The organism is Streptomyces sp. NPDC008079, from assembly GCF_042957385.1.
Classification (GTDB): domain Bacteria; phylum Actinomycetota; class Actinomycetes; order Streptomycetales; family Streptomycetaceae; genus Actinacidiphila.
Genome location: NZ_JBIBIC010000009.1, coordinates 46,404 through 65,093 on the forward strand (window position 1 = coordinate 46,404; position 18,690 = coordinate 65,093).

19 protein-coding genes are annotated in these 18,690 nt (G+C 71.9%); 8 read left to right on the plus strand and 11 right to left on the minus strand.

Features of this window, described 5'->3' with window-relative positions; translation table 11 throughout:
- Window positions 1-114: 114 nt before the first annotated feature.
- Entirely contained in the window at window positions 115-1,053 is a 939-nt protein-coding gene (locus tag ACFZAM_RS20035; RefSeq protein ID WP_391047724.1) for an alpha/beta hydrolase family protein, read from the minus strand.
- A 189-nt stretch (window positions 1,054-1,242) separates the two neighbouring features.
- Here ACFZAM_RS20035 and ACFZAM_RS20040 point away from each other — a divergent pair, with 189 nt between their 5' ends.
- The 4 genes from ACFZAM_RS20040 (at window position 1,243) to ACFZAM_RS20055 (ending at window position 4,870) form a co-directional block, all read left to right on the plus strand.
- On the plus strand, window positions 1,243-1,623 hold the full coding sequence (locus ACFZAM_RS20040) for a MerR family transcriptional regulator (protein ID WP_355334854.1): 381 nt from the start codon (window positions 1,243-1,245) through the stop codon (window positions 1,621-1,623).
- A gap of 250 nt (window positions 1,624-1,873) precedes the next feature.
- Window positions 1,874-3,142: an extracellular solute-binding protein gene (locus tag ACFZAM_RS20045; RefSeq protein ID WP_391047726.1), complete on the plus strand. Its 1,269-nt coding sequence runs from the start codon at window positions 1,874-1,876 to the stop codon at window positions 3,140-3,142.
- Entirely contained in the window at window positions 3,139-4,032 is an 894-nt protein-coding gene (locus ACFZAM_RS20050) for a sugar ABC transporter permease (protein ID WP_355334860.1), read from the plus strand. Before ACFZAM_RS20045 ends, ACFZAM_RS20050 begins: the two co-directional genes overlap by 4 nt.
- A gap of 1 nt (window position 4,033) precedes the next feature.
- On the plus strand, window positions 4,034-4,870 hold the full coding sequence (locus ACFZAM_RS20055; protein ID WP_355334863.1) for a carbohydrate ABC transporter permease: 837 nt from the start codon (window positions 4,034-4,036) through the stop codon (window positions 4,868-4,870).
- A 40-nt stretch (window positions 4,871-4,910) separates the two neighbouring features.
- Here ACFZAM_RS20055 and ACFZAM_RS20060 read toward each other — a convergent pair whose 3' ends face one another.
- Window positions 4,911-5,522, minus strand: a complete 612-nt coding sequence (locus ACFZAM_RS20060) for a TetR family transcriptional regulator (protein ID WP_391047729.1) — start codon at window positions 5,520-5,522, stop codon at window positions 4,911-4,913.
- 127 nt (window positions 5,523-5,649) lie between these two features.
- Here ACFZAM_RS20060 and ACFZAM_RS20065 point away from each other — a divergent pair, with 127 nt between their 5' ends.
- Window positions 5,650-6,366 (plus strand): SDR family oxidoreductase, encoded by a 717-nt coding sequence (locus ACFZAM_RS20065; protein ID WP_391047731.1) that lies wholly within the window; start codon window positions 5,650-5,652, stop codon window positions 6,364-6,366.
- 167 nt (window positions 6,367-6,533) lie between these two features.
- Window positions 6,534-6,869 (plus strand): STAS domain-containing protein, encoded by a 336-nt coding sequence (locus tag ACFZAM_RS20070; RefSeq protein WP_355334871.1) that lies wholly within the window; start codon window positions 6,534-6,536, stop codon window positions 6,867-6,869.
- 15 nt (window positions 6,870-6,884) lie between these two features.
- Here ACFZAM_RS20070 and ACFZAM_RS20075 read toward each other — a convergent pair whose 3' ends face one another.
- The 7 genes from ACFZAM_RS20075 to ACFZAM_RS20105 all read right to left on the minus strand — a co-directional run bounded on the left by ACFZAM_RS20075 (window position 6,885) and on the right by ACFZAM_RS20105 (window position 14,672).
- Window positions 6,885-7,547, minus strand: a complete 663-nt coding sequence (locus ACFZAM_RS20075; protein ID WP_391047733.1) for a beta-glucanase — start codon at window positions 7,545-7,547, stop codon at window positions 6,885-6,887.
- A gap of 253 nt (window positions 7,548-7,800) precedes the next feature.
- Window positions 7,801-8,247: an ATP-binding protein gene (locus ACFZAM_RS20080; RefSeq protein ID WP_391047736.1), complete on the minus strand. Its 447-nt coding sequence runs from the start codon at window positions 8,245-8,247 to the stop codon at window positions 7,801-7,803.
- Window positions 8,248-8,500: 253 nt separating this feature from the next.
- Window positions 8,501-8,875: a hypothetical protein gene (locus tag ACFZAM_RS20085; protein WP_355334877.1), complete on the minus strand. Its 375-nt coding sequence runs from the start codon at window positions 8,873-8,875 to the stop codon at window positions 8,501-8,503.
- Between the two features lie 161 nt (window positions 8,876-9,036).
- Window positions 9,037-9,438: a roadblock/LC7 domain-containing protein gene (locus ACFZAM_RS20090; RefSeq protein ID WP_391047738.1), complete on the minus strand. Its 402-nt coding sequence runs from the start codon at window positions 9,436-9,438 to the stop codon at window positions 9,037-9,039.
- Window positions 9,439-9,541: 103 nt separating this feature from the next.
- The gene (locus ACFZAM_RS20095) at window positions 9,542-10,348 is read right to left on the minus strand and encodes a transcriptional regulator (protein ID WP_391047741.1); all 807 of its coding nucleotides are present in this window, start codon (window positions 10,346-10,348) and stop codon (window positions 9,542-9,544) included.
- Window positions 10,345-10,767, minus strand: coding sequence for a hypothetical protein (locus tag ACFZAM_RS20100; protein WP_391048217.1), 423 nt, complete (start codon window positions 10,765-10,767; stop codon window positions 10,345-10,347). Before ACFZAM_RS20100 ends, ACFZAM_RS20095 begins: the two co-directional genes overlap by 4 nt.
- Before the next feature lie 323 nt (window positions 10,768-11,090).
- The gene (locus tag ACFZAM_RS20105; RefSeq protein ID WP_391047743.1) at window positions 11,091-14,672 is read right to left on the minus strand and encodes a choice-of-anchor D domain-containing protein; all 3,582 of its coding nucleotides are present in this window, start codon (window positions 14,670-14,672) and stop codon (window positions 11,091-11,093) included.
- Between the two features lie 483 nt (window positions 14,673-15,155).
- Between ACFZAM_RS20105 and ACFZAM_RS20110 the strand changes: the two genes are divergently transcribed.
- Together ACFZAM_RS20110 and ACFZAM_RS20115 are read left to right on the plus strand one after the other, a co-directional pair.
- Window positions 15,156-15,956: a polysaccharide deacetylase family protein gene (locus ACFZAM_RS20110; RefSeq protein WP_391047745.1), complete on the plus strand. Its 801-nt coding sequence runs from the start codon at window positions 15,156-15,158 to the stop codon at window positions 15,954-15,956.
- 33 nt (window positions 15,957-15,989) lie between these two features.
- Window positions 15,990-16,433 carry a BlaI/MecI/CopY family transcriptional regulator gene (locus ACFZAM_RS20115; protein WP_355334889.1) on the plus strand — a complete coding sequence of 148 codons (444 nt, stop codon included), beginning with the start codon at window positions 15,990-15,992 and terminating at the stop codon, window positions 16,431-16,433.
- Between the two features lie 72 nt (window positions 16,434-16,505).
- Here ACFZAM_RS20115 and ACFZAM_RS20120 read toward each other — a convergent pair whose 3' ends face one another.
- Window positions 16,506-17,930 carry an ATP-binding protein gene (locus tag ACFZAM_RS20120; protein WP_391047748.1) on the minus strand — a complete coding sequence of 475 codons (1,425 nt, stop codon included), beginning with the start codon at window positions 17,928-17,930 and terminating at the stop codon, window positions 16,506-16,508.
- Between the two features lie 14 nt (window positions 17,931-17,944).
- Window positions 17,945-18,613 (minus strand): winged helix-turn-helix domain-containing protein, encoded by a 669-nt coding sequence (locus ACFZAM_RS20125; protein WP_391047749.1) that lies wholly within the window; start codon window positions 18,611-18,613, stop codon window positions 17,945-17,947.
- Window positions 18,614-18,690 lie beyond the last annotated feature (77 nt).

An 18,690-nucleotide genomic window follows, 5' to 3' on the forward strand; every position in this document is an offset into this window, starting at 1 on the left:
GGTCCGCACGCGTCACCGTCCACGCGGGCTCGGCGATGCCGCCGCACAGGAGCGGGCCGTCAGCGGATCAGCGGCGTCGCCGCGATCGTCGGAGGCGGCCCGACGCCGTACGGGTCACTTGGACTCCAGGTGTCCCAGGGGGTGGGCGGCGGCGAGGACGGAGCGGGCCGTCTCCCAGTCGGTGTGGTCGTCGCCGGTGATGTGGCGCAGGTAGGCGAGGGTGACCTGCTGGACGAGAGCGACGCGGCCGGGGTCCTCGTCGGTGGTCTCGGCCGACCGGTAGCCGGAGATGCCGCCGAGGAAGTGCTCGCCGCCGCGGACGGTGAGCAGGCTCTTGTCGCCTCGGCTGAGTGTGTAGGGGTCGGTGGTCCACGCCGGACCCCGGGTCGAGAGGGGGAGGTCGTCCTGGTCGCCCGCGACGACGAGTCCGGGGGCGGCGATGTGGGAGAAGTCCTGGTCACGGAGCCAGGGAAGGTGCTCGTGGGCGAAGGGGGTGAGTTCCGCGCCGCCCTTGCCCGCGGTGGCGAGCTGGACGCTGGCCATGACCCGCGGGTCGGACAGGTCTTCGGCGAGGCCGGTGCGCGGGTCCTTGACGCGCAGCCCCACCAGGATGCCCGCGGTCTGACCGCCGAAGGAGTGTCCCGCCGCGACGACACGGCTGCGGTCGGTCCGGCCCGCCAGGCCCGGCACCGACGCCTCCAGCGTTCCGAGTTCGTCCAGGACGCGCTTCATGTCCTGGACGCGGTAGCGCCACAGGTCGGGCGTACGGGGGTCGTCCCCGGCGAAGCCGAAGCGCTTGGAGTCCAGATGGGTGGCCTGGACGGTCACGAAGCCGTGCGCGGCCCAGTGGTCGACCAGCGGCGCGTAGCCGTCCAGGTCGGACCCGAAGCCGTGCGCGAACAGCACGATCGGCAGGCGGGTGCCGGTGACCGGGGCGGAGATCCGTACCCGCAGGTCCGCGCCTCGGTGCGGGGCGGGCAGGACGAGCGGCTTGACCGAGACGGTCGGGGTGGGCGCGGGGCCGGTGAGGCCGGTCGCCGAATACGTGGTCATGCGTGTCTCTTTCGGAGGTGCGGGGGTGCGGGGGTGCGGGGGTGCGGGCGTGCGGGCGTGCGGTGGCTCGGGAAGCGGGGCTCTCCGGGAGGAAGCTCCGGGAGAAGGGCGCATTGGTTACGCTAAAACCTGACGTTGACGTCAAAGGCAAGTGGCTGTGACGCGGATCGCAGGGACGTGGAGTGGGACATGCGCATCGGGGAACTGGCTCGTCGCACGGGCGTCAGCACCAGGGCGCTGCGGTATTACGAGGAGCAGGATCTGCTGGTCTCCGAGCGCAGCGACAGCGGCCAGCGCCACTACGCGGAGGCCGCGGTCGACCGGATCAATCTGATCCGGGAGCTGTACGCGGCCGGTCTGTCCAGTAAGACCATCGCCGCGCTCACGCCCTGCGTCATCGACGGCCGGGCCACGCCCGAGCTTCTGGATCGCCTCACGGTCGAGCGTGATCAGATCGACCGGCACATCGCGGATCTGACACACACCCGCGACCGGCTCGACTCGGTCATCGCCGGCGCCTCCGTGAACCTGCGCACCGGCGCGTCCTGCCGACAGGACACGTCCGGCTAACGGTGTCGCGCCGGTCCCGCGGTGGCACTCTTCGTCCCCCCATCGCCCGCCAACTGACAAGCGGCCTGGTGCGATTCCAGGGTGCGACGGTGACGCCCACGCGCCACGCGGACGACCGCGCAGAGTGCCCGCCCCGCCACCCAGGGTGCCGCCACGTTCGCGCAATGTCGCTGTCGTAATTCCCCTGCATGGTTGGTGCATGGTCCAGCGCGAAGATCGCCGGGACCCACTCTGACTAGGGGGATACGCAGTGACGTTCAGCCGCAGACAACTGCTCGGTACCGGAGGCAGCCTGGCCCTGACCGCTGCGCTGGCCGCCGCCTGCGGGTCGAACAGCGGCCGGGACGACGGAGGCGGCAAGGGTGGCAAGGGCGGCAAGGTCACCTTGCAGCAGTGGTACCACCAGTACGGCGAGGCGGGTACGGAGCAGGCGGTGCGCCGGTACGCCGACGCGTACACCGCGGCGAACGTCAAGGTGCAGTGGCGGCCCGGCGACTACGACCAGCAGACCGCCGCGGCGCTGCTCACCTCGTCGGGACCGGACGTCTTCGAAGGCGGCCCGACGCTGGACCAGATCCAAGGCGGCCAAGTGGTCGACGTCACCGACCTGGTCGGCCCGGTGAAGGCCGACTTCAACCCGGCCGTGGTGACGACGTACGGGGACAGGATCTGGGGTGTCCCGCAGGTCATCGACATGCAGCTCCTGTACTACCGCAAGAGCCTGCTCACTGCCGCGAACATCGCGCCGCCGACCACGCTCGACGAACTGGTCGACGCGGCGGCGAAGTTGACCACCAAGAAGGTCAAGGGGCTGTTCCTGGGCAACGACGGCGGCGCCGGGGTGCTCGGCGGTACACCGCTCTACGCCGCCGGGCTCAGCCTGGTGACCCCGGAGGGCACCGTCGGCTTCGACGACCCGGCCGCCGCCCGCACCCTGGCCAAGTTCCACCGGCTCTACGCCGACAAGTCGCTGCTGTTGGGCGCGCCGACCGACTGGTCCGACCCCTCGGCGTTCATCCAGGGGCTCACCGCGCTCCAGTGGTCCGGACTCTGGGCGCTGCCCGCGGTCAAGAAGGCCCTGGGGGACGACTTCGGGGTGCTGCCGTTCCCGAAGGACGGCGCGGCGGGCAAGCCCACGGTGCCGGTCGGCGCGTACAGCTCGGCCGTCAACTCCCGCAGCAAGCACCAAGCCGAGGCCAAGGCGTACATCAAGTGGCTGTGGATCGACAGGACCGAGTACCAGGAGGACTTCGCGCTCTCCTACGGCTTCCACATCCCGGCCCGGATCTCGCTGGCGAAGAAGGCGGCCAAACTGCGGGAGGGCGCGGCGGCCGACGCCGTCTCGTACGCCACCGACCACGGCTTCTCGCAGCCGCTGTTGTGGACACCGGCCAGCCAGACCGCGTACCAGGACGCGCTGAGCCGCATCATCAAGGACGGCGCGAACCCCGACACGGAGCTCAAGTCGGTGGTGCGCAAGACCAGTTCCGAATTGCAGCGGGTCCGGAAGAAGTCGTGAGACACCGCACGCTGTGGTTCTGGGTCTTCGTCGGACCATTCGCCGCCGGGCTCGCCCTGTTCACGTACGTGCCGCTGTTGTGGAGCGTCTATCTGAGCTTCTTCGACGCGCACAACACGGTGTCCCCGCACCGCTTCGTGGGCCTGGGCAACTACGCGGACGTCCTCGGCGACCAGGCGTTCACCGACAGCCTGCGCACCTTCGGGGTGTTCGCACTGTTCATCGTGCCCGCCACCTACGCGCTCTCGCTCGCCCTGGCGCTGATGGTGAACCGGCTCCGGTACGCGCAGGCGTTCTTCCGTTCGGTGTTCTTCCTGCCGGCCGCCTGCTCCTATGTGGTGGCGGCGCTGATCTGGAAACTGTCGATCTTCAACGGTGTGCGGTTCGGCCTGGCGAACACCGTCCTGGGCTGGTTCGGCGCCGACCAGACGGCGTGGCTGTCCACCACCCACCCGCCGTGGTACTGGCTGGTGATCGTGACCGTACGGCTGTGGTTGCAGGCCGGGTTCTACATGATCCTCTTCCTCGCCGGACTCCAGCGCATCCCCGCGCAGTTGTACGAGGCGGCGGCGGTGGACGGCGCGCGGCCCGGCTGGCAGGTCTTCCGCCACATCACGTTGCCCCAACTGCGGGCCACCTCGGTGGCGGTGGCGCTGCTGCTGGTCATCAACGCCTTCCAGGCGTTCGACGAGTTCTACAACCTGCTCAGCGATTCCCGCGGCTATCCGCCGTACGCCCGGCCGCCGTTGGTGTACCTGTACACCACCGCGCTCGGGCGGGGGCAGAACCTGGGCGTGGGCAGCGCGGGCGCCGTCGTCCTCGCGCTGATCATCGCGGTGGTCACCGTCGTCCAGGCCCGCTGGTTCGGGCTCGGCAGGAGGGAGGACTGACATGGAGCAGGCCCTGCTCAGATTCGGGCGCGCGGTGCGCCTGGTGCTGCTCGTGGTACTCGCGCTGCTGTTCCTGATCCCGTTCTACCTGCTGGTGCGCAACGGCCTGTCGGCCGAGCAGGACATCACCTCGCCGGACTGGACGTTCTTCCCCACCCACCTCCAGTGGTCCAACATCCGCGAGCTGTTCGACGACCCGGCGGTGCCGATGGCCCGGTCGCTGCTCAACTCGGCCATGATCGCGGTCACCACGACGGTGGGCACGGTGGTGCTGGCGTCGCTGGCGGGATACGGGCTGGCCCGTATCCCGTACCGCTGGTCCAACCAGGTGTTCTACGCGATCCTCGGCACGCTGATGGTGCCCGCCGCGGTCACCTTCGTGCCGAGCTTCGTGCTGGTGTCCTCGCTCGGCTGGATCTCCACGCTGCGCGGCCTGATCATCCCGACGATCTTCTCGGCGTTCGCCTGCTTCATCTTCCGGCAGTACTTCCTGGGCTTTCCCGGTGAGTTGGAGGACGCGGCGAAGGTCGACGGACTCGGCTACTGGCGCACCTACTGGCGGATCGTGGTGCCCAACTCCCGGCCGGTCTTCGCGGCCGTGTCCACGATCGTCTTCATCGGCGCCTGGAACGCCTTCCTGTGGCCTCTGGTCATCGGCCAGGACACGTCGTCCTGGACGGTGCAGGTGGCGCTGTCCACCTTCACCACCGCCCAAGTGGTCAACATCCACGAGCTGTTCGTCGCGGCGGCGGTGTCGATCCTGCCCCTGCTGCTGGTCTTCCTGCTCCTCCAGCGGCACATCGTGGCGGGCATCGAACGCTCCGGCATCGACGACTGAGCCCCCGCCGGGGAGTCGCGGCGGTACGCCCGCGACCCGTTCAGCGGACGTCGCGGACCGCGGCCAGGCCGCGGTCGTAAAGGTCGAGGATGTCGCCCTCGCCGTCACCCTCGATCCAGGTCGCGATGGCGGCGTCGAAGCAGCCGAAGGCCGTGGCGAGGACGGCGCGGACCTGTACTCGGTCGGCGCCCGAGGCTGCCAGCCTGGCTTCGAGGAGCGGGAGCAGTTCCTCCTGGCAGCGCACGCGCTTTCCGAGGTAGGCGGCGCGCAGCGAGTCGGTGCGGTGGATCAGGCGGAAGCGCTCCAGGGCCTGTTCGGGACCGGTGTGGACGGAGAGCGCGGCCTTGAGGGCGGCGCGCAGGGTCTGCCAGGCGTCGGCGTCGGCGGGCTGCTCGCGAACGGTCTCCGTCAGCAGGGTGACGAACTGCTCCTGGCTGCCGCCGATGAGGTCTTCCTTGGTGCCGAAGTAGCGGAAGAGGGTGCGCTGCGAGACACCGGCCTCGCGGGCGATCTGCGCGATGGTCGTCTCGTCGTACCCCTGCCGTGTAAACAGCCGCAGGGCGGTGTCGAGGATCTCCCGGGCCGCGAGCTGCCGCGTCCGGTCCCACAGTGTGGGCGCGGCCGGCCCGTCGCCCGTTGTTCCCTGCGTCATGACATCACCTTAGCGCGGCCTGCCATCGTGGCATTCACACGACATTTGGCAGTCACTGCCATACGGGCGTACGGTGACAATCAGTGGGGCCGTCCACGCGCCCCACGCGTCGACAAGGAGAGCGACCGTGGCAGCGAAGACAGCACTCGTCACCGGCGGCACCAGCGGGATCGGCAAGGCCACCGCGGAACTGCTCCACGCGCGCGGCTACCGCGTCATGGTCACCGGCCTCGGCAGCGTCGACAGCTCCGGCCTGCCGCACGACGTGGTCGCCATCAGGGCCGACGCCGGTTCGCTCACGGACATCGACCAGGCGGTGGAGCGGGCGCGCGGGCACCTGGGCTCCCTCGACCTGCTCCATCTCAACGCGGGCATCTCCCGGCCCGGACCGATTGAGTCCACCGACGAGGCCGCCTTCGACGCCCTGTTCGACATCAACGTCAAGGGGAACTTCTTCACCCTGCGGAAGGCGCTCCCGCTGCTGAACGAGGGCGCGTCCGTGGTGTTCACCATCGGCGCGGGCGAGGGGCTCGGCGCGGCCATGACCGCCGCCAAGGGAGCGCTGCTGCCTCTGATGCGCTCGCTCGCCATCGAACTGGCCCCGCGCCGTATCCGGGTCAACGCGGTGAGCCCCGGCCTGATCGACACTCCCGCGTACGGCAAGCTGGGCATCGGCCGGGAGACGGTCGCCGCGTGGGGCGAGGACGTTCCCCTCGGCCGCGTCGGAGCCCCCGCCGATGTCGCCGAGGCGGTCGCCTTCCTCGCCTCCGACGCCGCCGGTTACATCACGGGCGACAATCTGATCGTCTCCGGCGGCATGGGGATCCACGCCCGCTCCGCCTAGCGGACGGTCCGCCGCCGCGGGCCCATCGGTTTGCGACTGGTTCCGACCGCTTGCGATCAGTTTCTGACCTGGGATCGGGCTCCACCGGCGCGCGTCGACGGGGGCGCACTCGGGTTCGCCCTGATCCGCTCTTTCCTCTCCCCCGTGACGCTGGACATACTTGTCATATGTCGACACACCACGACGCGCATAGGGACCCGGTCGTCGGCGACCTCCCGCGCATTGTCACCCCGCACGGCGACCTCGACGCGGACACGCTGGGGCCGTTGCGGCAGGAGCTGACCGAGGCGGCCGAGGCCGGCCGGGTGCTGGTGCTCGACGCCAGCGGGATCACCTTCGCCGATTCCAGCTTCCTCAATCTGCTGCTGAGCATCCACCAGCACGGTGACCTGCGAGTCGCCGCCGTGCCGCCGCAGTTGGCGCGGCTGCTCCGTATCGTCGGCGTGGACCGCGTCCTCAAGGTGTACTCGACGGCGGAGGAGGCACTGCGGGCGACGGCGTGAGCCACCGGGTCCGGATCAGCGGGTGACGGTGAGTCCGGCGCACTCCCAGTGCAGCAGGCTCGTGCGCGCGTCGGGCGGGGTGTGCCCGTACGCGCCCGCGGACACGCTGATGTTCACCACTGGCCAGGCGCGCCAGGCGGGGCCGACGCCGTGGCCGTCGCGGAAGACGACCTCGTCGTCGATGGACCAGCAGACGTCGTCGGCGTCGAAGCGGACCCGGAGTGCGAAGGGGCGGCCGGGCGCGATCACGTCGGCCGCCTCGAACCCGCCGGGGCGTACGTGGTTGGACAGTTCGAGCAGCCGCGGGTTGGTGGGGTGGTACTCGAAGAGGTCGATCTCGCCGTGGCCCGGCTGGGGGCGGCCCGCGTCGCTGTCGCGGCCCCAGGTCCAGATCGCGGGCCAGGCGCCCTGCGGGGCGTGCACCACGCAGGTGGCGGTGAGTTCGTCGCCCGGCAGCAGCTCGAAGCCGCCGGGGGCGTACTCGGTCGACACCAGGTCGGTGTGCCAGACGCCGCCCGCCGCCCGCCGGGCGCGGAAGACACCCCCGGCGGTGGGGGCGTAGGCGGGGCCGATCTGGTCGAGTTTGTTGTCGCCGGGATTGCGGCCGCTCTCCGGGTAGGCGGAGGTGCGGCCCGCCGCCCAGGCCGTGCGGTCGGTGAAGGGCGCGTCGAAGACCACGCGCCGGGGGCGCCGGGGAGGCGGCGGACCGTGGGGCGGGTCATGAGGGGTCGGTTGCTGAGGGGGCGGCTGAGCCGCGTCCTGGCCGGTGGTCACGGTGCTCCTGGTGGCTCGGCGAGATCCGGCCGAGAGTTCAGGCGGGCAGCTCGCTCCGTACCCAGTGAAGATCACCGCGCGGCTCGCGAACAGGAGCGTGCGGAAGCGCGGGCGGCGCGTAACGCGTCAGCCCACGCCCCCTGACCGGGTCAGGCGCTCACGCTCCGAGGGCGACGCGCACCTTGATCCGCTTGCCCACCGGCTCGCGCCGGACGTCGAAGCCCTCGCAGACCGCGAGGATGATCTCCAGGCCGTGCTGGCCGATCCTGCCGGGCTCCGCGGCGCGCGCGAGCGGCATCGACGAGTCGGTGTCCCACACGGTGATCACCAGATCCGTGCCCTGGATCTCCAGGTTCAGCGCGCAGGGACCCGGCGCGAATTTGCACGCGTTGGTCACCAGCTCACTGACCACGAGTTGCGCGTCGGCGACGACGACCGCGGGGATCGGCTGGGCGCGCCCGCCCGTCACACCGGCCAGGAAGTCGGCGGTGAAGGCGCGGGCCGCCGCGATCGATCCGGTCTCGCCGTCGTACGCGGCTCCCGCCCAGATGTCCTGGCCGGCCTGCTGATGCGGGCCGTTCACGGCCACCGCGCTGGAACGCATGTTCTTGCCCCTGTCCGGTTGTCCGTCACAACCGTCAGGGCTTCTGCCCCACCCCAGTCGCTTCACACCCATCTTTTTTTCGGCTTCTCCTTTCGGGCCGGACGCGGGCCTCGGACGGGCGGCGCGCTCGGGGAACGGGCAGGTGGTGAGCGGGCCGTGAACGGATGACGCGCGGAGACGGCCGCCCGGCAGGACGGCCGTCTCCGCGCGGCCCGGTGGGCACGGCCGACGGCGTACGGGCGCGACGGCCCGGTCACAGCTCCAGGTCGTTCTCGATCCGCTTCAACTGGTGCCGGGCCATCGCCAGGTTGGCGCGCGACTTGTCCAGCGCCAGGTACAGGAAGAGGCCGTTCTTGCCCCGGCCCTTGAGCAGCCGGATCAGGTGGTACTGCGAGCCCAGGGTGATGAGGATGTCCTCGATCTCGTCCTTGAGGCCGAGCAGTTCCATGGTGCGCGCCTTGGCACGGACGACGTCGGTGTTGCCGGCCGCCGCGACGTTGAGGTCGAGTTCCTTGCCCCCGCCGAGGGTGCCCAGCGCCATTCCGCTGGTGTAGTCGACGAGTGCGACGCCTATGACGCCGTCGATCGAGGTCATCGCGTCCTTGAGGGCGGTTTCGGTGTTGGCCATGATGGCTGGGCTTCCTTCCGGTCGGTTCATGCGCGGTGCTGACGTGGATGCGGTGGACGCGGTGGATGCGGTCGATGGGGTGGATACGGTCGATGCCGTTGCCGCGTCGGGGGCTGTGGGCGCGCGGTGGCGGGCGCCGCCGGTCCGGGTGGGTCGGGTGGTCATGGTGTGGGGGCGTCCTCCCGTGGCTCGGGGTCGCCGTCGACCAGGTGCGCGATGTGCGCGCCGGAGCGGCGGGCCTCCATGTGCAGCCGGCCCACGTTGACCTGCGGTCCGGCCAGGACGGTGAGCACGCAGGCGGTGCCCGCGGCGTAGATGGCGACGTATCCCTGCTCGCCGCGGACCAGCAGTTCCCGGAAGGGGCCGTGGGACGCGGTGTCGGTCAGCCGCAGGCCGACGCCCAGCGCCGCGGCGGTGAGGGCCGCCACTCCCTCGGCCTCCACGGTGTCCGCCTCCTGGGCGAGCACCATGCCGTCGACGCCCGCGGCGAGCGCGCCCGTCGCGTGCGGCAGCCGGGCCCGCAGCCGCCGCAGTTCCTCGCGTATCTCGGCCTCCTGCGCCATCAGATTCCTTCTCTCCTCTCTCCTTCCGACCTTCTTGTCGGCGCGTTGTCGCACGACGCGCCTCATATCTGTGCGGTCCCGGTCCTGCGGGCGGGAGTGCGCTTCACGGTCGTGCCTCCAAGGCGTCGAGGACCCTGCGGAGCGTGCCGACGTCGGGAGGTCCCGGCAGGTACCCGGCGCGGTCCGCGGTGGCCGGTGCGGATGCGGCTTCCTGTGCCCGTCCCGGTGGCCGCCCCTGCCCTGGTGGCGGTGCCGCGCGCCGCGGGGTCTCGCAGTGCCCGGCGGCGGCCAGCCGCCGTACGTCGACCAGCGCGTGGAAGGTGGGCCTGCCGAGCACGGTGGCGATGGCGGACGGGGTGCGTACCCCGTCCACGAGGTCCAGCAGGGCCCGCTGCCGACGCGGTACGGGCGGCAGGCACGCGGCCCTGCGGCGGACGACGGGGGCGGTGTCGAGCTGCGGATACGGCCACAGGGCGTCGAGGAGTCCGCGGCGGCGGCGGGTCTCGCGCTCCACCTCGGTCACCCGCACCGGGCGCACGGGGCCGAACCAGTGGACGACACCGTGCCGGAAACGCGTGGGGCCGCTGCCCGCGGCGAGGACGAAGAAGGCCGCGTCGTAGAGCGCGCCGAGGTGGCTGATCTCCAGTTCCGCGGCGGAGATCCTGCGGTGTTCCAGGAGGTGGCGGGCGGTCCGGCAGCGGGCGCCGGCGGCGTCCACCGCCTCCTGCCACACCTCGACGGGAAGTCGGCCGCCGGCGGTCAGCAGGACGTCGATGCCGGGGGTGGCCGGGCTCTCGGCGTGCACCACGACGCCGTCCGCGAGGTAGAGCGCCCCGCTGTCCCGGAGCAGCGCGCCGGTCGCGCCCTCCTCGGCCAGGCGCAGCAGCATCGGTGACAGCGGCCCGGTCATGCCAGCACCAGCCGTTCGGCGAGGTCGCGTACGCGCATCATGGCGAGGGCGAGGTTGGCGTGCTCGCGGTCGAGCCACAGGTGCAGGAACACCCCGCCGTCGAAAGGTGCTTCGACGAAGCGCAGCAGGTGGTAGCCGGTGCGGGTGACGACGATGACGTCCTCGACCGGCAGCCCCTTGGCGGTGTCTGCGGGTCCTGAGGCAGCGGCGGGCGCGGCGGGTTCCGTGGTCCCGCCGCGCGGTGAGCCGAGGGGTTCCGCCGGTTCGAACGCCGAGTGCTCCACGGCCATGCGCGCGAATTCCGCGGTCTCGGCCGCCGCCGTCTCGGGGTCACCGCCCGGCGCGTCTCCGACCTGTCCGAGGGAGAGCCCGCTGATCCACTCCACGAGAGCGGCGCCCCGGGCTCCCGGCAGCGTCATGGCCTCGCGCAGGCACTCGTCTATCCCGGACACCCGACTCCCCTGCGTGAGGCCGCTGTTGGCCCGCCGACGGATCGGCAGTGACCGTCACGTTACGCACGGTGGCACTCGCGCGAAGGACTTCTGGCAATTTCCAGCGGTACATGACCGCACTGGGCATAAAATGCTCCCCCTCCGCCCGGCCGTCCGCGCTTGGTCGCCGTCCCCGGAGCGCCACCGGCCCCTCGCGTATCGCACGCGAGGGGCCGGGCCGGTTGTGCTCAGGGACGCCGGCCGGGTCGGGCCGGGTCGGAGGAGGTCGAGTCGGAGGAGGTCAGTCCGGGTCAGGTGTTCCAGACCTGGAATTCGGAGATCTGCCCGGCGGGCCAGCCGGAGTTGGCGGTGACCGTCACCCGGAAGTACCGCGCGGTGGCCGCGGTGAAGGTGAGGGTGACCGTGTTGTTGGAGGCGGGGTCGAAGGAGTAGGAGGCCGAGGACTTGAGGGTGGTGAAGGTGCTGCCGTCGGTGCTGCCCGACAGGGACAGCGTCTGGTTGCGGGCGCCCCAGCCCGCGGGGAGCTGGAGGACGACCTTGCTCGCGCTCTGCGCGGAGCCGAGGTCGACCTGGACCCACTGCGGGAAGGCGTTGTTGGCACTCTCCCAGTAGCTGTTCTGGCTGCCGTCGGTGACGTTGGAGGACCCGTAGACGTCGGAGTGGCTGGACTCGCTGGTGGCCTTGCCCGCCGCCAGGTTGGTGCTCACCGTGCCGCTGCCGGTGCCGGTCAGCGCCACGGTGGTGGGGCTGTTGGAGGCGTTCCCGCTGATCGTCAGGGTGCCGGTGCGGGTGCCGGAGGCGGTGGGGGTGAACTTCACCGCGACCGAGCAACTGGCGTTGGCCGCGAGCGACGTGCCGCAGGTGTTGGTCTGCGAGAAGTCCCCGGAGGCGGTGACCGAGCTGATCGACGCGGCGGCCGTACCGGTGTTGGTCACCGTCACGCTCTGCGCGCCGCTGGTGGTGCCGGGCGCCTGGGAGGCGAAGGTGAGCGAGGTCGGAGTGACGGACAAGGTCGCGGACGACGGGTTGGTGCCGCCGCTCGGGTAGACCTGGAGGCCGGACAACTGGGCGGCGCTCCAGCCCGAGTTGGCGGTGACGTTGATCCGTACGTAGCGGGCGGTGGCCGCGGGGAAGGTGAGGGTCACCGTGTTGTTGTTGGCGCTCGGGTCGAAGGTCTGCGCGGCGGAGGGCGACAGGGTGCTGAACGAGGTGCCGTCCGTGGAGCCCTGTACGGACAGGGTCTCGGTACGGGTGGCCCACGCCGTGGACGGCGGGAGCCGCAAGGTCACCTTGCCGACCGCGTAGTTCTGCCCGAGGTCGACCTGGACCCACTGCGGGAAGGCGCCGTTGGCGCTCTCCCAGTACGTGGACGCGTCCGCGTCGGTGACATTGCCCGCGACGAAGGTGCCGTTGGCGGAACTCGCCGTGGCCGGGCGGCCTGCGGCGATGTCGGTGCTGCTGTCGATTCCGGCGCCGCTGAGCGCGACCGTGGTCGGGCTGTTGTTGGCGTTGCTGGTCAGTGTCAGCGTGCCGTTACGGGTGCCGCCGGCCGTCGGCTTGAAGGTGACGGTCACCGCGCAGGACGAACCGACCGCGAGCGACGAGCAGTTGTTGGTCTGGGTGAAGTCGCCGGTCGCCGCGACGGCCGAGACGGTGGCCGTGGTGGTGCCGGAGTTGGTGACGGTGACGGTCTGCGGGGCGGCCGTCGCGCCGACGACCGTGCCGCCGAAGGACAGGCTCGCCGGGTTGGTGCCCAGGATCGGGCCGGGCGCGGTGCCGGTGCCGGACAGGGCGACGGTGCTGGTGTTGCCGCCCGCGCCGACGGTCAGCGTCCCGGCACGCGCGCCGGTCGCCGTCGGCGCGAATTTCACGCTGACGGTGCAGGAGCCGTTGGCCGGGATGGAGGTGCCGCAGGTGTTGGTCTGCGAGAAGTCACCGCTGGTGGTGATGGCGGAGACGGAGGCGGCCGAACCGGTCGGGTTGGTGACCGTCGCGGTCTGGGCGGCGCTGGTCGAACCGGTGGCGACCGAGCCGAAGTTGAGCGCGCTCGGGCTGGCGGTCACGCCTTCCGCCGGGTAGGGCGGGAAGACGGGGGTGGGGAATCCGCCGCAGAACGGGGTGCCGCTGATGCCGGAGTTGCCGCCGCCGTCGGTGACGGTGAAGTTGTTGCCCTCGCAGCTATAGATCGGTGAGCTGGCGCCGATGCCGGTGGCCGTGACGTTGGTGAACTTCGCGGCGCCACCGGTCTGTTCCTGGAGGGCGAAGGTGCCGGCGCCCGCGATGGTCACGTTGTTGAGGCTGACCCCGCTGACGGTGCCCTCGACCCACTGCACCGCCTCGTAGGGGCTCTGCTGGATCAGCGCGTTGGTCACGTTGATCGGGCCGGTGATGGCGCCCTGGCTGCCGTCGAACCACAGCGCGCCGACGCCGAACTGCCAGTTCGGGTCGAGACTGCCCGCCCTGATCAGGGTGTTGTTGGAGATCGTGGTGGTGCCGACCGGGGTGGAGGTGAAGCGCTGGCCGACGTGGATGCCGCCGCCCTGGGCGAGTCCGGTGTCCCGTACGAGGTTGCCGCTGACGGTGTTGTCGTGGCCGCCGTAGATCGCGATGGCGTTGGCCAGGATCTGGGTCTCCACGGTGTTGTTGGAGATGGTGTCGTTGGCGTCGGCGCCGAGCGCGGCGTCGGCCCAGGTGGCGATGCCGTCGTCGCCGGTGTTGCGGATCTCGCTGTTGGTGACGGTCGAATTGGTCACTCCGCCGTGGAAGTTGACGCCGTCGGCGGTGGTGTCCCGGATCCGCAGACCGCTGAGGGTCAGCTTGTCCATCGGCCCGTCCATCCAGGCGCCGACCTTCAGGTGGTCGATCCAGAGGCTGGAGACGGTGGAGTTGCTCATCGCGCCGCCGATGCCGTTGACCTGGTCGCAGTCGTTGCGCTCACCGACCTGGCCGAAGATCGCGAAGTTGGAGAGGTGGACGTTGCTGCTCACCCCGCGATTGCCGCCGACTCCGCAACTGTCGGGCTCGCCGAGCCCGTAGAAGCCGGGCGCCGCGCCGGTCACCGTCGAGTACCACATGCCCGCGCCGGTGACGGTGACGTTGTTGACCGTGATGTGCCGGGGGATCTTGAAGGTGCCCGGCGGGATCCACACCGTGCCGCCGGGGCCCGCCGCGTTGATCGCCGCGTTGAAGGCGGCCGTGCTGTCGGCGGCGCCGGTCGCGTCGGCGCCCTGGCTGGTCACCGAGACCGAGCCGGACGGCTGCGGGAGGGCGGCGCCGACCTGCTCGAAGTCGGCGAAGTCGATGGTGGTGGCGGCGCTGGAGCCGCTGGTCTGGAGGGTGAAGGTGGTGCCGGCCGGATACGTCTGCGGGAGCAGCCGGTGGACCTCGTCGTAGAAGTGGTGCGGGTTGCTGCCCGGTGTGTTGGTGAAGGGGTAGCTGCCGTAGTACCAGCTATAGGCGTTGGTGAGGGTGAAGTCGGGCTGTGCGGCGCCGTTGATCGCGAACGACAGCGGGGCGGTGTAGACCGAGCCGCCCGAGCCGTCGGGGATGCTGTAGCGGAAGTCGATCGAGTTGGTGGCGACCGGGGTGGTGAAGGTGACGTACTTGCCGCTGCCCGAGAGGGTCACCGCCTTGCGGTACGACGCCTCGTCGGCGAGCTGTCCCGCGGCGAAACTCGGGCCGATGGCCGTGCCGTTGGTGGCGGAGTTCTCCGCCTGCACCTCGACGTAGGGAAGGCTCGCGCCGCTGCCGCCGGTGGCTGCGGCGGCCGATGCCGGTGGGGCCGCGAGGGCGATGACGCCCGCGGCGGCGATCAGCGCGGTGGTGCCTCCCACGGCGATGGTGCGCCTCAGGGATCTGATGGGCTGGAACAACGTCTGCTCCTTTTCGACACGGAATGCCGGACCTGCGCCGTGCGGACAGCCGTACGAGGGCATGGGGAAGCGAGGTGACGCGGAGCTGGGCCGCCGACGCCGGTGCGGGCCTGGGACACGGCCCGTCGCGGTGGCGGTGAAGGGGATGGCGACTGGGGCGTTGCGCTGAAGCGGTCGGCGGGTGGGGGGTGACGGCGCAAGGGGAACCGTAATGTCGTGGACACGGCAGCGCAATATACGAACTTATCTTTGCTCAATCTCTACTTTCTCTCGCAAGATCCAATGTTGCCCGTCCGTGGATTCGGGAGACCGCCGCCGCTCGCCCCGTGCGCCCTCCGATCGACGGGCACCTCGTCCACCTTCTACAACGTGTAGTAGATTCGCGGGCAGCCCCCGGCCGGGGCCGTCCGCCGAGGTCACCGCGGGGCGCGGGTCTGGCATGCCCGGCTCCCGCTGCCCACGCCCGCAAGGAGGCCGATCACCGTGACTCCTCATTCCGACCGGCGGACCGTCGCCCGTACCGTCCTGCGCACGGGTGCGGTGGCCGCGTCCGCGCTCGCCGCCGCGTACGCAGGGCCGGCGCTGTCGACCTTCGGGCCGCTGCGCAACCGGCTCATGCCGCGGCTGTCGGGACACGGACGGCCCGACAGCGTGGCGCTCACCTTCGACGACGGCCCCGACCACCTGTCCACCCCGCACTTCCTGCGACTGCTCGACACCCGCCGCGTGCGGGCCACCTTCTTCCTGCTCGGCTCGATGGCCGTCCGCTCCCCCGGCCTCGTCACGGAGATGTACGAGGCGGGCCACGAGGTCGCGATCCACGGCTGGACCCACCGGCCCGCGCTGCTGCGCGGCCCCTGGACCACGTACGAGGACCTGGCCCGCGCCCGCGACCTCGTCGGCGGCCTCACCGGCGGCGCGCCGACGCTCTACCGGCCGCCGTACGGCGTCATGACCGCCGGTACGCATCTGGCCTGCCGCCGCCTCGGACTCACGCCGGTGCTGTGGACCGCCTGGGGCGAGGACTGGCGCGGGCGCGCGACGCCGCGGACCGTCCTCGACACCGTCACCCGCGACCTGCGCGGCGGCGGCACCGTCCTGCTCCACGACTCCGACTGCGCCTCGGCCACCGGGTCGTGGCGCAACACGCTCGGGGCGCTCCCCCGCCTTCTCGACTTCTGTCAGGAACGCGGCCTGACGGTCGGCCCGTTGCGCGATCACGGGGGTCTCGCGGTGGCCGGTTGGTCGGGCGGCCGGGGCCGGGGCGGCCAGGTCGTGCCGTAGTACCGTGAGGATTCCTACGAAGGAGCGGGAAGCGTGGCCGAGCAGGAAGGCCCGGCCGCCGGGCGACGCGCGCCGGGCGAGCTGGAGAGCGAAGTCCTCGCGGCGCTGTGGGCCGTCGGCGAGCCGGCCGGGGCGGGCGCCGTACGCGAACAGGTCGCGGGCGAACCCGCCTACACCACCGTCCTGACGATCCTCACCCGCCTCCACGACAAGGGCCTGGTCACCCGCGAGCGCGCCGGACGCGGCTACCTCTACTCCCCCGTGCGCGACGAGGCGGGCCACGCGGCGGCCGGCATGCGCGACCTGCTGGAAGCCGGCGGAGACCGCGCGGCCGTCCTGGCCCGCTTCGTCTCCGAACTGCCCGCGGAGGACGAGAGGTTGCTGGAGCGGTTGCTGCGCGATCACGCCTCGGGGCAGGCCACCGGCGCCGCTCCCGGCACCCGCCCGGCGCGGCGCCCACGCGGCCGCCGGTCCTGACGACGTCGGGCACGGGCGTGCGCGCCAGGGCCGAAGGGGCCGGGGGGCCGTTCGTGATCCGCGGAACGGACCCTAGCCCGGCGGGAGTGTCACCTGGAAGCGGGCTCCGCGCGGTGCGGGGACCAGGGTGATGTCGCCGCCTGCCGCGCGGGCGAGGCGGCGGGCCAGGGGGAGGCCGAGCCCGGCGCCGTCGTGGGCGTCCGTCTCCGAGCCGAAGCGGCGGCCCGCCTCGAAGACGGCCTCGGCGTGTTCGGCGGGGACGCCGGGGCCGTCGTCGGCGACGAACACCCGCGCGCCGTCGGGGAGTCGGACGCATTCGAGGGCGATCGCGCGGGCGGCGTAGCGGCGGGCGTTGTCGAGCAGCGGGGCGAGGACGCGTTCGAGGAGTTCGGGAGTGACGCCGACGTCCACCGGCTCGCCGGACGCCGTGACCGGGGGCGCCTCGGGGTGTTCGGCGCGGCTGCGGTCGGCGACCGCGCGGGCGACGTCGAGGGCGGCGCAGCGGCCCGCCGCCGCCGCGGACGGCTGCCGGGCCTCGCTGAGCAGTGTCCGGCAGATCTGCGCCATCTGTGTGGCCGCGGCGGCGATGGCCTGGTGGGAGGAGCGGGACTGGTCCGCGGTGCGGGGGCGGGCGGTGAGCCAGTCCGTCTCCGCCGTGATCCGGGCCAGCGGATTGCGCAGTTCGTGGGAGAGCTCGGCGGTGAACTGCTGTTCGTGCCGCAGGACGGCCGCCTGGCGGTCGAGGAGCTGGTCCAGATTGGCGGCCAGCGCGGCCAGTTCCGCGGGCCTGGCCTCCCGCGCGCCGAAGCGCTGCGCCGCGCCGTACCGGCTCCAGCGGGACGCCTGGTCGCTCATGGTGCTGACCGGGCGCAGGGCGCGGCCGATCACCATGCGGGTGACGAGGTAGACGCCGCCGACCAGCAGCAGGGCGAGGCCGAGCGAACCGGCCAGCGCCGAACGGGCGGTGAGCAGATACGGCTCCAGGCTCGCGGCGGCCACGACGGTGGCGACCTGAACTCCCCCGCCGCCCAGCGGCATCGCGTACAGCCGGGTCGAGCGCGGGGTGGAGGTGTCGGCGAATCGGGTCCCCTTGCCCGCGAGGGCGTCCGCGCGGCGCTGGAGCGGTTCCGGAGCGGCGGGGCGTTCGACGACGTGGGCGCCGCGGTAGATCCAGATTCCGCTGTCGAGCGCGCCGTCATCGCCCGGTTCCCGGACGGCGATGGTCCCGTCGGCGCGGATGTCGACGGTCGCGGCGACGGCCGCGGCGCGGGTGCGCAGCAGGTCGTCGGCCTGGCGGCGCAGTATCTCGTGCAGCGCGACGTTGAACGCGGCGGTGAGCAGCGCCACCCACAGCACGGTGGTGACGAGGGCGAGCAGCGCCAGTCGGCCGCGCAGGGTCGCGGGCAGCGTGCCGGACAGACCCCGGCGGCGCGGGCGCCCCGCGCGCGGCTGCTGCCCGGCGCGGCTCGGGCGTTCCGCCCGGCCCGGACGTCGCACGCGGGCGGGCGGCCTCACGCGAACCGGTATCCGATGCCGCGCACGGTGTCGATGCCGCGCGTGCTGCCCGTCTCGCGGAGCTTGCGGCGCAGCCGCGACACGTACTGGTCAAGGGTGTTGTCACTGACCTGGGCGCCGTGCGGCCACGCCGCCCGTACCAGGCTGTGCCGTCGTACGGCGGCGCCGGGCGCGGCCATCAGGCAGGCCAGGATGCGGAATTCGGTGGGGGTCAGGGGTACGGCCGCGCCGCCGTCCGCGGACAGCGCGTGCGTGACGGGGTCCAGGCGCAGTCCCTTGACCTCGCGGGCCGCCACGCGGTTGCCGCGGCGGAGCGCCGCGTGCAGACGGGCGGTCAGCTCGGCCAGGTGGAAGGGCTTGGCGAGATAGTCGTCGCCGCCGGAGGAGAAGCCCGACAGCCGGTCGTGCAGGGCGTCGTGCGCGGTGAGGAAGAGCACGGCGGCCTCGATGCCGACAGCGCGCATGGCCTGGCAGACGTCCCGCCCGTCGGAGTCGGGAAGGCCGACGTCGAGGACGACCGCGTCCACGCGCGGGCCGACCGTACGCAGCGCGCTCGCGCCGTCGGCGGCGGTCAGCACCTCGAAGTCCTCTTCGCGCAGGCCGCGGGCGAGGACGTCGCGCAGTCCGTGGTCGTCCTCGACGATCAGGACGCAGTGAGCGGTCATGCGGCCCAGTATCGACGACCGGGCACGTCGGGGAAGGGCCGGGCGGCCGGAGGCGGGGCGGCGCTCAGGTTGTGTTC